The organism is Pontibacter chinhatensis (assembly GCF_900113285.1).
GTDB lineage: Bacteria > Bacteroidota > Bacteroidia > Cytophagales > Hymenobacteraceae > Pontibacter > Pontibacter chinhatensis.
Map to the genome: position 1 here is coordinate 61,925 of NZ_FOOT01000011.1, position 12,514 is coordinate 74,438.

Sequence of the window (12,514 nt, forward strand, 5' to 3'; positions counted from 1 at the left end):
TATGAACGAAGAACGACTTAAACGCTGGCGACTGGTACTGGGCAGCGAAACAAAGGAAGAGCTGACGGTGCCGCTCTCTAAGCTGGAAACAGGGATAGACAAGACCCTGGAGGCCCTTTATAACGGTGACAAAGGCAGAGGAGGACTCGGTGCTTCCTCCCCGAATGTAGCCCGCTGGCTTGGCGATATCCGGGAGTATTTCCCCAATACGGTAGTAAAGGTGATGCAGCAGGATGCACTCAAACGGCTTAACCTGACCTCCATGCTCATGGAGCCGGAGATGCTCGAGTCCGTCGTGCCGGATGTGCACCTGGTCGCCAACCTCATGACGCTAAGCCGGGTGATACCCGAAAAGACAAAGGACACAGCCCGGCAGGTCGTGCGCAAGGTGGTGGAAGAGCTGATGCAGAAGCTGGCCGCTCCCACACAGCAGGCAATCAGCGGCAGCCTTAACCGCTCCACCCGGAGCCGCAGGCCGCGCCATAACGAGATTAATTGGCCTGCCACCATTCTCAAAAACCTGCGCCATTACCAGCCCGAATACAATACCATCATCCCTGAAACACGCATTGGCTACGGCCGCAGGCGCAAAGCATTAAAGGACATTGTGCTGTGCATCGACCAGAGCGGTTCCATGGGTACATCCGTGGTATATTCCGGTATTTTCGGGGCCGTAATGGGCTCCATACCGGCTGTGCAGACAAAAATGGTTGTTTTCGACACGGCCGTAGCTGACCTGACGGAAGAGCTGCAGGACCCGGTGGAACTGCTGTTCGGAGTGCAACTGGGAGGAGGGACCGACATTCACCAGGCCCTGTCCTACTGCCAGCAAATCATCACCCGGCCAACTGACACCGTGCTGGTGCTCATCACCGACCTGTATGAAGGGGGAGACGAAAAGGAAATGCGTAAGATGGCGGCACAGCTGGTTAACGCCGGTGTGCAGGTGGTCACCCTGCTGGCCCTGAACGACGACGGCGCTCCCTCCTACGACCACAGCAACGCAGAGTATCTTGCCTCCATCGGCATACCTGTCTTTGCCTGCACGCCCGATAAATTCCCGGACCTGATGGCAAGTGCCCTGAGCAAGCAGGACATCGGGCAGTGGGCAGCGGCACAGGATATCAAAGTCACATCGGCAAACCCAGCATAAAAGTTCCGGCTTCCCCCATTCCAGACATTGGGACCTTGAGCTTGAGCCTGAAGGACCAAGCCATATTATCAAAGCAATGAACCCTGTACCTGTAGCTGGATTAGCTACAGGTACAGGATTTTCCTGCCCAAAGCGCATCTCTCGGCTGATGCTTGAAAGTGCTTTATCGATCCACCCTTTTAGCTGAATGAGCCCGGCAATCAGTTGTCAGCGGCCAGTTCAAACACCTCCCGGTAAACCTGCTCTATTCTTTCTTTTTCAGGATCTGCGCTCTTATTAATCTGCGCTCTTATTAAAAACTCTCCGATGCTTCGGACACTCCAATTGCAGTCAGGCATTTTAAACATCGCCACCATGTAAAGTAAAAACGTTAACCAACACAGTAAAACATGTAGAACACGCTGGATTTACAGTAAAATGATTACATGTAGACTGAATGTTGGTACAGAAGGCTATAGTATAACCAAACGCTGCTCACCTACCCAATCCTGAACTTTAAAGCATCACTGAGCGAAGTCCTCTTCAACAAAAAAGGAGTGCGCTACAGGCTCCGACACTAAACAGCTTGCTGCGTGACGCATACCCCCAGTTTCTCCACAAGCCGAGCAGGCTCTTTGTGATGGTGTGGTCACGGTAAGAGCATCGCCTTTAACGAGGAAGGGGGCTGCGGCTAACCCATAGTCTTCAAAGGCAACCTGTCTGCCAGAACACGCACGAAATCCCTGAATCTGAAGAAAACCACACTGCGCTAACTGTTTACCGGCCAACGGAACATGAAATGAAAGTTACAAAGGCAAACACATTGGGCAGTCAGGTACAGCAAGCCCTCCTGCCTGCTACTTCTTCCACTTCTGTGCAATCCGGATGGCTGTTTCCAGCATGTAGGGCTGCCAGTTTTCGATACGCCAGTCGGAATGAGCGAGGGAGGAGGTTTGGAGCAGACGCTGCGCCTCCTGGTAGGAAGGGGCATTTTCAAGTATTTGCGAGAGTAGCACCTGTTGCTGGTGCAGTGCCTCATCCTCTTCCACAGCGCTGCCTGGGAGGGCGTTCAATGGCAGGAAAAGATTTGCAGGTTGGTGACCGGTACGGACCGCATTGGCCTGCTGTACCAGCTGCTCCAACTGCCGGAAGTCTCTCTGAAAGCCGGCACGGCTGCTTTCGGTTTTCAACCCGTTTCCCAGTTGTTCCAGCACCACGTACTTGAGGTTGGGGCAAAGCGGCATGGTCTGTTCAAGAAGCCCAAATACGGCTGCCGGCACCGCATCGTCGTGGGTATCGCGCCTTACTTTCTGGCCTGGTGCCTCCGGCGCTTCTTCCCAGCTGCCACCCGAGATGTGGATTTCCCGCACGCGCTCGAGTGGGTATAGTCGGATCAGTTCTTTGTAAGAAACAGAAAAATTGTGGAGCTGGCAGTAAAGGTTATGCAGGTCCAGGATGATGAAGCCGTTGGCAGGCGCTATGAGCTTTTCCAGGAATTCGCCGTGCTGTTTTACATCGTCCAGCGAGTAAGAAAAGGCCAGGTTCTCGAGTCCCACCGGCCTTTGGCAGGCATCCTGAATGCGCAGCAGCCTGTCACGCCCGATGCGGAGCGTGGTGCTGGTATAGGGTATGCTCAGCGGAGCGCCGTGGTGAAAGTTCTGGCCGGTAAAGAAGCCGAAGTGTTCGGTGATGTGGTCGAAGTGAAATTGGGCTGATAGCTGCCGCAGGTTCTTTAGCCACTGCGCCTGCTCCCGGGACCACCTGCCCGAGATGAGCGAATAAAATACGCCGTGTCCGATCAGCCTGCCTTCCCGGCTGTAGGCAAGCAACATCTCCCGGAACCAATCAGGGAGCTGTTCCACCTGGAAAAGCGTATCAAAAGACCACTCCATCGCCTCTACCCTGCCCTCTTCCAGCAAAGGGTAGGTAGCAGACAGGATATCTGCATCCAGGTTACAGGCGACAGTCGCTAGAATGCCAGGCACGCTTCTACTGTAAAAATGATTCGCATGGGCTTTTACCCCATACCACAGGCCGGGCAGTTATCATAAGGAGTCTTGATAACTTCCTTGCCGTCTTTTCCTCCATTTTCAGCGGTAGGCTTAGGCAGGTCATCTTTCTGGCAAGCGCTTGTCTGGACAGCGATACCGACCACGATCGCGCTCAGTAAGGTTTTAGGCAGTTTCATCTGACAAAGGTTTTAAGGTGAAAGCAAGCAAGGCCTTTAGAGGCAATTTATACTTATGACCCAAGGCGACACCAAAGGGTTGCACCTACCTGTGTAAAAAGCAGTTAAGATGTCCAGAGCCCCGTCACATCCAGGATTAAGCCTTTTTATGATCCTCCTGACGAAATAACAGAAAATAATTTCTCCTGCGCAAAAACACTGTGCAGTGCCCCTATACCTTTGGCACATTAACAACAAAGGCCATGCAGGAACTGATACAACAAAAGCTTAGTGAGATAGAGAAACAGCACGAGGTACAAGTCCTTTTTGCCTCCGAAACCGGCAGCCGGGCCTGGGGCTTCCCCTCGCCCGACAGCGACTATGACGTGCGATTCATTTACCGCCATACCTGCGACTGGTATCTGGGTATAGACGAGCAGCGCGACACCATCGAGTACCTGAGCGGTGACCTGGACCTGGTGGGCTGGGACATCCGCAAGAGCCTGCGCCTGCTGCGCAAAACCAACGCGGCCATGTTCGAGCGCCTGGCCTCACCGATCATATACCGGCAGCAGACAGATTTCAGGCAGCAGCTGCAGGCGCTGGCACCTGCCTACTTTTCCTGCCGCGCCGGGCTGCACCACTACCTGAGCATGGCCCACAACTACTACAAAGCCTGCGAGGCAGAAGACAAGGTGAAGCTGAAGAGCTACTTTTACCTGCTGCGCACCACCCTCTGTAGCCTCTGGATTGTGGAGCGGCAATATGTACCGCCGCTGCAATTCCGGGAGCTGCTGCCCCTGGTAGCGGACCGAAACATGCGCGACAAGATAGAGGCGCTGCTCGTGCTGAAGGCGCAGGTAGATGAAACCTACCGTCACCCAAAAGAAACCGAGCTGGAGCTATACCTGAAAGGCATCCTTGACTACTGCGACTCCCGGGCAAACGAGTTTGAAAGACACCAGGGCAAAACGGAGCCGCTGAACGAATTATTCCGAAAAATGATAGCATACCCATGGCACTAACCATTGACGACCTGAAACAAAAGAACCTGCTGCTGTTTGAGTGCATCAGCGGCAGCAGGGCCTACGGCCTGAGCACTCCTACTTCCGACACCGACATCCGCGGCGTGTTCGTGCTGCCGGAGGAGGATTATTATGGGCTCAACTACGTGGAACAACTAAGCAACGAGTCGAGTGACATTGTGTACTATGAACTGCGACGCTTCGTGGACCTGCTCTCTAAAAACAACCCGAACATGCTCGAGCTACTGGCCATGCCAGAAGACTGCATCCTGTATAAGCACCCGCTTTACGACCGGTTCCGGGCCGAGGACTTCCTTTCGAAGCTGTGCAAGACCACCTTCGCCGGCTATGCCCTCACACAGGTCAAGAAGGCGCGGGGACTGAAGAAAAAGATCGTGAACCCGGTGGAGCCGGAGCGGCGCTCCGTGCTGGACTTCTGCTACGTGGCACAGGGACAGGGCTCAGTGCCGGTGCAGGAATTTCTCGAGCAGCGGGGCTTGCGGCAGGAGGATTGCGGCCTGGCCCGCATCCCGCACATGCCGGACCTCTATGCGCTTTTCCACCAGCAGGGCGCCCGGTTCAAGGGCATTGTGCAGCGCGAGCAAGCAAATGATGTGTCGCTGAGTTCTATACCCAAAGGGCTGCAGCCGCTGGCCGTGATGAGCTTTAACAAGAACGCCTACTCTACCTATTGCAAGGAGTACAAGGAGTATTGGGAGTGGGTGGAGAAGCGCAACCAGGCCCGCTACGAAAACACGCTCTCGCACGGCAAGAACTACGATGCCAAGAACCTGATGCACACTTTCCGCCTGCTCGACATGGCTGAGGAGATCGCCACGAAAAAGCAGATCATCGTGCGCCGGCCCAACCGCGAATTCCTGCTCCGGATCAAGGCAGGGGCTTTTGAGTATGCCGAGCTATTGGCAATAGCCGAGGAGCGGATCGCTAGAATGGATGCGTTATATGAGGCTTCGGACTTGCCGGAGGAGCCGGATATGGAGCGACTGAATGAGTTGCTGGTGGAGGTGCGAAAAGATTTTTATAAAATACTATAACTACGCAGAAAGGCTGCGCAGTGGCCCGATTTCTTTGTAGCATACTTAAGGGATAAAACTATGAACACACCTACTGGAAAAGACTTACTGGAAATCGGGTACAAGCCCGGTAAAGCCATCGGAATTGCGATTGCACTTATGGAGTCTAACTATGCTGATCTTCTGAAAGAAGAGCAACTGGCTATACTTGCCCAGGTGCTGGCCTCCCCTGCCGATTACCTGGAGGATGCGCAACTGGCAGCGCTGGCAGAGGCACTGCTTCCCCCCAAACAGGAAGAAATCATTCCGCTGCTAGACGAAGCAAGGGGCTATACTATTTACGGGGCAGCAGGCATTGAGGCAGGTGCCTTAAACCAGATGAACACGGCCATGCGGCTTCCCGTGAGTCTAGCTGGTGCCCTGATGCCGGATGCACACCAGGGGTATGGACTACCCATTGGCGGCGTGCTGGCTACAAAAGATGCTGTCATACCTTATGCCGTAGGCGTGGATATCGGCTGCTGCATGAGCATGAGCCTTTATGCGATTGACTCAGCTATTCTGAACAAGCAATCAGAGCAGCTAAAGCGAATTTTGCTCGACAACACCCGCTTCGGTACGGCTACCTTCAAAAAACCGAAGGACCATGCCATCATGGAGCGTCCTGAGTTCGCCACTATTCCTATCGTGAAGAGCCTGAAAGACCGGGCCTACAGCCAGCTCGGGTCTTCGGGCGGGGGTAACCACTTTGTGGAGTTCGGTGTGGTAGAGCTGCATGATAAAGATAACGAGTTCGGGCTACCAACAGGACAATACCTGGCAGCCCTCTCCCACTCCGGGTCGCGCGGGCTAGGTGCCAGCATTGCCGGCCACTATACCAAGCTGGCGATGGAAAGCTGCCGTCTGCCACAGGAGGCACGGCACCTGGCCTGGCTGGACCTGAACACAGCGGAAGGGCAAGAGTACTGGCTGGCGATGAACCTGGCAGGTGACTATGCTTCGGCCTGTCATCACCAGATACATGGGCGCCTGGCGACAGCCTTAGGTGAACAGCCGCTGGCGGTAGTAGAAAACCACCACAACTTTGCCTGGAAGGAAAAAGACGCTGCCGGAAACGAGGTGATCGTGCACCGCAAGGGCGCCACACCGGCAGGTCAGGGCGTGCTCGGTATTATACCTGGCTCTATGGCGACACCGGGTTTTATTGTGCGTGGAAAAGGTGAGGCAAACTCCCTGAACTCTGCTTCGCACGGAGCAGGCCGGGTGATGTCCAGAACCAAAGCCAAGCAGACGCTCACGCTGCCACAGGTGCAGCTATACCTACAGGAGGCCGGTGTGGAAGTGATCGGATCGGGCCTGGATGAAGCGCCTATGGTCTACAAGGACATCCGCCAGGTGATGCAGTCACAGCAGGACCTGGTGGAAGTGGTGGGAACCTTCACGCCGAAGATCGTCCGCATGTGCGGGGATGAGAAGTATATGGAGAAGGATTAGCTTGTATAACTTGAATAAGTTGTTCTAAATTCTAGATAAAAAGTCCCTGCCTTGATTTAAAAAAGGGACTTTTTATCTAGAAGCTATCTCAAAAATAGGAATTAGCGCTTGAGCTTGTTTGTTACCTGCTCATGGAGCTAACAAATGAGCAGTGGGAAAGGATAAAGGATTTGATTCCGGAGCCGGTGAAACGAGCTGATGGCCGTGGCAGGCCAGCTCGGGATAAGCGGCAGGTGCTGGAAGGGGTGCTATGGATTTTACGCACCGGTGCCCCCTGGAAGGACTTGCCAGCGCGTTTTCCGCCTTACCAGACCTGTCACCGCAGGTTTCAGCAGTGGCAGGAGCAGGGGGTGATGCGACAGGTGGTGGAGGCCCTGGCGCGCGACCTGATGGAAAGGGGCGGTGTGGACTTGAGCGAGTGCTTCATTGATGGCTCCTTCTGCATGGCCAAAAAAGGGGGGCTGCTGTTGGAAAGACTAAACGCGGTAAAGGCACCAAGCTCATGGCAATCACGGACGCTGCAGGCCTTGTTCTTTCTGTCTCAATCGCCTCAGCCTCCCCGCACGAAGTAGGGCTGGTGGAACGGGTGCTGGAGGAGCGTTTCATCGAGCCGCTGCCCCAAAGGATGATTGGCGACAGGGCCTATGACTCGGATCCGCTTGATGAGAAGCTCAGGCAAGAGGGTGTAGAGCTTATTGCCCCGCACCGAAGGAACAGGGTGAAGAAAAAGACGCAGGACGGCAGAAAGCTCAGGCGCTACCGGAAGAGATGGAAGGTGGAACGCTTCTTTGCCTGGCTCTTCAACTTTAGAAGAACGCTGGTCAGGCACGAGTACAAAGCTGAAAACTAACTGGCCTTTGTCCTGCTGGCCTGCATGAAAATCATGCTCAGGTATTTTTGAGATAGCTTCTAGTAATTTTTGATAATCTCCAGTAATGGATTGATTTTAAGTATAAACGGTATAAGATATCAAGCCTTATTGAAGAGCCTTACATAAAGGGAGTGTAATTTAAACTGTGTCATTTCCATATTTTCGTTTACTGGCCCTGTTGGTGTACTGGTGTGAATCCTTACAGCAACAGGGCCAAACTTTTAAAGCGCTTTTCACCTTAAGTCCAGCTGCATCCTGTCCCCGAACCAGATCGAGAGCTGCTGGGCCGTCTGGCTCCAGTTGGCCAGCGGCATGACCCACTTTCGGCTGATGTTCTGGTGCGAGAGGTAAATGAGCTTCAGCAGGGCCATGTCCGAGGGGAAGGCCCCCTTGGTTTTGGTTACCTTGCGCACCTGGCGGTGAAAGCCCTCGATGGTGTTGGTGGTATAGATCAGCTTCCGGACCGGCTCCGTGTACTTAAAGTACGTCGAGAGCTTGTCCCAGTTCCGCTGCCAGCTCTCAATGACCTTGGGATACTTCTTACCCCACTTCTCTTCCAGTTCCAGCAGCCTGAGCTCTGCCAGTTCTTTTGATTCTGCCCGGTACACGGGCTTGAGGTCGCGCATGAATTCTTTCTGATCTTTGGAGCCCACATACTTGATGCTGCTGCGGATCTGATGCACGATACAGCTTTGCACATCTGCTTGAGGGAAAATACTGTTGATGGCCTCGGCAAAGCCCTTGAGGTTATCAATGCAGGCGATAAGCATGTCTTCTACACCCCGCTGCTGCAAGTCGGTGAGCACCGAGAGCCAGAAAGTAGCCCCTTCGCTTTCGGAAACATACACCCCCAGCAGCTCCTTGTGGCCGTGGCGGTCAATGCCCAAAATATTGTAGACGGCCTTGGAGACAGTGCGCCCTTCCTGTCTGACCTTGTAGTGCATGGCGTCCAGCCAGACGATGCAGTAGAGCGCATCCAGCGGCCGGGCCTGCCACTCCTTAACCTGGGGCACGATCTTTTCGGTGAGAGTCGCTAAGGTGTCATGGGAGATGTCCATGTCATACAGCTCCTTCAGGTGCGAGGAGATGTCACGAAGGCTCATGCCTAAACCGTACATGCTCAGGATGCGGGGTTCCAGGTTCTCGGCCAGCACGGTTTCCCGCTTGCGGATGATCTGGGGCTCGAAGCTGGCCGAGCGGTCGCGGGAGCTCTCCACCTCAATGGTGCCGTCCGAGGTGCGCACCTGCTTGCTCACCTTGCCGTTGCGCCGGTTGCCTTGCTGCCGTTGCTCAGCGTTCAAGTGCAGGTCCATCTCCGCCGACAGGGCGGCTTCTAAGAAGTGTTTTAACAGGGGCCCTAAGGCGCCGTCTTTGCCGAAGGTGGGTTTGCCGCTCCGGAACTCTTCCAGAAACTGGCGCTTGATCTTTTCCAGATCCAGCTCGTTTTTCTCTTCCATGTTGACTGTGTTAAAGGTAATACTGCTAATCCTTTGACACAGTTTATTTTACAGCCTCTACATAAAAAGAATGAATATCTTATTAAAGTGGATGCAAAGGGAGACTATGAAGGACAGCACCTTCTTTAAAACTACTCATAAGTCTCCTGAAACTCTCTCTTTTGCTCATCTTTAATGTCTTTCTGCAACCATCCTATATATTGATCCAAGTACTTTATATGATCAATGTAATCAAGAACATCTGGAAGTGATTTAATCATCATTAAAATGTCAGTGCAAAGTTCTATAACTCTTTGTATTTTAGGAACTCGACTGCCTGTATAGATACCCCCTTTATCGAAATGTAAACTTTTGAAGACCTCAACATCTTTATTTAATCGCAGAAATTGTTCTAAGTACTTTACAAACTGATCTGAGAATCTGTGCAACACAACGTTCATAATCATCATGATGTGTTGCCTCTCTAAATAGTGATGCTTTATAAAGTCATTTATGAAATTATGAGCTTTTATAAGCAGTTCATCACTCGGATTTTCAAATGTAAATAATGCTACTGATGGGTGCTCCCAATTAGAAAAAATGGGAGTTTTTGCGATTATGATATTTATAGCATTGTTTACTATATCCTCATAGTTTGGTAAAGACCAAATATGAGAGAGTTTAAAATCTTCAAGCTTGAATAACAAAAAATTAGTATCTGCTGCTTTCTGTTCCAGATATACAATAAAAAAATTGGGATCTAAATCTAAAACTGCCTCTAATTCTTTACCATCATAATCAAAATGAATATCATTAGTTTTCAGTAATATATATGCTTGTTTAAGCAAATGAACATGATTTGTGAGATACTGTGCGCATTCTTGGCAGAAGTGGAAACCTAAATCTATACTTTGCTTGTCCTGTCTCTCCAAAAGAAGCTGTGTCAGATAAGAAATTATATTGTGATCATCTAATCCTAACCCTGGCTTATCTTTTTTGTAAACCCCAAAAGCTTGATCAAATTTCACGTAATCAGCCATCCTATGAAAAGGTAGATTACCATTCGCCTGTCTAAACACTTGAACAAGCATCTTGACAAAATCTAAGTCAACTTGGTCTTCAGGCAAAGCATTCAATAATGCTAGAGTCCAAAAGGGTTTCGCTTCAAAATCAAATTCATTTATTATAAAGGCTATTTCTTTACCTGACAGACTACCATCATTAAGGATAAAGTTTAAGACCCGAGGTTGAAGAGGCAGCGAAAGTTTCTTGCTAAAAAACATTCTTAATGCTTTATCTATATCGGTTTTACTCTTTTTAGAAATGGCTATGAATATTTCAGAAATGGCATAGTCAACCTGCCAGCGCGACCTACCAATTTGCTGTTTGTAGAGACTATCAACTGAAAGGAGCAGCAACTCTATTTCATACCATTCTTTCGATAGAATGGCTCTGCGGATTATTTCTCTTTTTTCTTGCTCCCTTTCTTTCCAACTTTTCCCTTTACTATCATCAAATTCTGTTTTCAGAAATTTTGTTAACTTCATTATTTCAGAATCTATAAAGGATTTCCACTCCGTTGGAATATCACTTCTATCTGGGAATATCTTTTTAGCAAGCCTTTTGACGAATTTACAATGATTATATAATTCTATCGATAATTTCTCTGTGATAAGAGATTGATAAATTGGTAGTTCACTTTTATAGATATTCTTATCAATATCTACTCCAGGGTAGATGATCTTCTCTAATATCTTGTTTGATTGTTCAATACTGTATTCAAAAAGTTCTATAAAATTTTTTAAAATTCTGCTCCTTAATTCCAGTAAATCCGGTGAATTGTAGAGATGAAAGTTTGTGACATGAAAAGTCAAACCTTTAGAGGGCCCATATTCTGTAAAACGCCAACCCAGTAATGTCTCCGCGATGTTCAGGAATGTTCCATCTGCTACTTCTTCATGGAGGGAAGATCGCTTTTCATTTAGTAAAACGTCTAGAAGTATTCTTTGCCTTTGGTATCCTTGCTTTACATCGGACAGTCTATAACTAAAATAGTCATTTATAAATTTTAGAAATTCAGGTATGCGGTTATTCTGCTTTGAAACTAGATCTATACCTAGCTCTAGAGATGGTTTTAATAATTCATTCGAATGACCCCAAAAAGGAACCAATAGCTCGAAATATTTAGACGGTCTTGTATGATCATTGTGATTGTAAGAAAATGTTAATTCTCCATCTTTACCATCAATAGGTAACTCTTTTATCCACTGTCTAATATATGCAAGGGTATCATACCCTTTGTAAAACCAGAAGATGGAATAGAAAGAATATAAAGCCTCTCTTTCTTTAGTGTTTACCAAGATATTCTCCAAATGGGGTAAAACTAAATCCTTAATGTGATCATAATTAAATGTATTATTAATATCTACTAAGCTACTTTTTACCTTATGAGGATAGTCTTTAATAAAAGTTGACAGCCACTGCCCATAATCTATTAGTGAAGATTTAGTGTCTATAAAGCATTTATAAAAGGCATAAGTTGCAAGTACCTGGTCAGATACTTTCACCACCTCGTTAGAGTATAAATCTAAAACTTCGTGATTATGCAGAGCTATAATCGTTTCCCAGAGCTCACCCCAATCAATATCGAACTCTTGGGACAGCACTTTGCTTAAATCAACATTACTTCGATCCAAGACTCCGAAAAAAGAGACAATAGCAAGTGTCTTTAGAGTGATAGGCTTTGAAAATGCCTCTAATTCATCTGCAATCTTTTTAAAATACTTCTCATAAAGTAATACAGGACTACTTAAGTAATTCGTTTCTGAATCTGGTGTTACAGAATAGGTAGCCATTAATGCTACTCTCGCATTTCCTTTAGCAAGATCTATTATTCTACCTTTTATATCAGAATGGTACTGTAGATTTGGCAACGCGTTCAATATGATTGCTTCAATATCTTTGTCTTGCAGTCTGTCTATAATAACTTCCTTATACCTTGAATTATCCAACCGCTGTATCACTTGTTGTTTTACATAGTCCCTGGCTGTGATTATTACTTTTAATTTACTTGTTTTGGGCTTTTGGACAAAGTCCAATAGGTAAGTCAAATTCTGTACAGACTTATTAGCATCATCAAAAAGGATTATATAATCCCTTCCATTTTGGAATAAATGCACAAAGTCGTCCCAAAGAGGAACTGCAGAGCTTTGAATAACAATAGGAATAAAGTCTTTATTTCCAATTTCATCAAGTAACTTTGTAGACTTCCCTGAACTTCGGCCATTGTAAAGTTACAAAAACCTATAACTTTATAATGCAATGAAAAAGACACGCTTCACAGAATCACAGATCA

The 12,514-nt window shown here is 48.8% G+C and carries 8 protein-coding genes and 1 pseudogene; 5 read left to right on the plus strand and 4 right to left on the minus strand.

The annotated features are described in order from the left end of the window. Nucleotide 1 precedes the first annotated feature (1 nt). Nucleotides 2-1,153 carry a VWA domain-containing protein gene (locus tag BM040_RS19910; protein ID WP_092105276.1) on the plus strand — a complete coding sequence of 384 codons (1,152 nt, stop codon included), beginning with the start codon at nucleotides 2-4 and terminating at the stop codon, nucleotides 1,151-1,153. Between the two features lie 836 nt (nucleotides 1,154-1,989). Here BM040_RS19910 and BM040_RS19915 read toward each other — a convergent pair. Then, nucleotides 1,990-3,117, minus strand: a complete 1,128-nt coding sequence (locus tag BM040_RS19915) for a multinuclear nonheme iron-dependent oxidase (RefSeq protein WP_217646801.1) — start codon at nucleotides 3,115-3,117, stop codon at nucleotides 1,990-1,992. A 32-nt stretch (nucleotides 3,118-3,149) separates the two neighbouring features. Continuing rightward, nucleotides 3,150-3,320, minus strand: a complete 171-nt coding sequence (locus BM040_RS21875) for a chryseobasin-related MNIO class RiPP peptide (protein WP_175491138.1) — start codon at nucleotides 3,318-3,320, stop codon at nucleotides 3,150-3,152. A gap of 242 nt (nucleotides 3,321-3,562) precedes the next feature. Here BM040_RS21875 and BM040_RS19920 point away from each other — a divergent pair, with 242 nt between their 5' ends. From BM040_RS19920 to BM040_RS22045, 4 genes and pseudogenes are all read left to right on the plus strand, one after another. Next, a complete protein-coding gene (locus tag BM040_RS19920; RefSeq protein WP_092105255.1) occupies nucleotides 3,563-4,324 on the plus strand; it encodes a nucleotidyltransferase domain-containing protein in 762 nt (253 codons plus the stop codon). Continuing rightward, a complete protein-coding gene (locus BM040_RS19925; RefSeq protein WP_092105257.1) occupies nucleotides 4,315-5,379 on the plus strand; it encodes a nucleotidyltransferase domain-containing protein in 1,065 nt (354 codons plus the stop codon). The genes BM040_RS19920 and BM040_RS19925 overlap by 10 nt, the downstream gene beginning before the upstream one ends. Before the next feature lie 60 nt (nucleotides 5,380-5,439). Continuing rightward, nucleotides 5,440-6,852 (plus strand): RtcB family protein, encoded by a 1,413-nt coding sequence (locus tag BM040_RS19930; protein ID WP_092105259.1) that lies wholly within the window; start codon nucleotides 5,440-5,442, stop codon nucleotides 6,850-6,852. 131 nt (nucleotides 6,853-6,983) lie between these two features. Beyond that, a pseudogene (locus tag BM040_RS22045) lies at nucleotides 6,984-7,699 on the plus strand (IS5 family transposase); the annotation flags it as partial. Between the two features lie 257 nt (nucleotides 7,700-7,956). Here the strand turns inward: BM040_RS22045 and BM040_RS19940 are convergent. Both BM040_RS19940 and BM040_RS19945 read right to left on the minus strand, forming a co-directional pair. Continuing rightward, the gene (locus tag BM040_RS19940) at nucleotides 7,957-9,180 is read right to left on the minus strand and encodes an IS256 family transposase (protein ID WP_092105261.1); all 1,224 of its coding nucleotides are present in this window, start codon (nucleotides 9,178-9,180) and stop codon (nucleotides 7,957-7,959) included. A 131-nt stretch (nucleotides 9,181-9,311) separates the two neighbouring features. Further along, nucleotides 9,312-12,257, minus strand: coding sequence for a hypothetical protein (locus BM040_RS19945; RefSeq protein WP_139217858.1), 2,946 nt, complete (start codon nucleotides 12,255-12,257; stop codon nucleotides 9,312-9,314). Nucleotides 12,258-12,514: the final 257 nt, after the last annotated feature.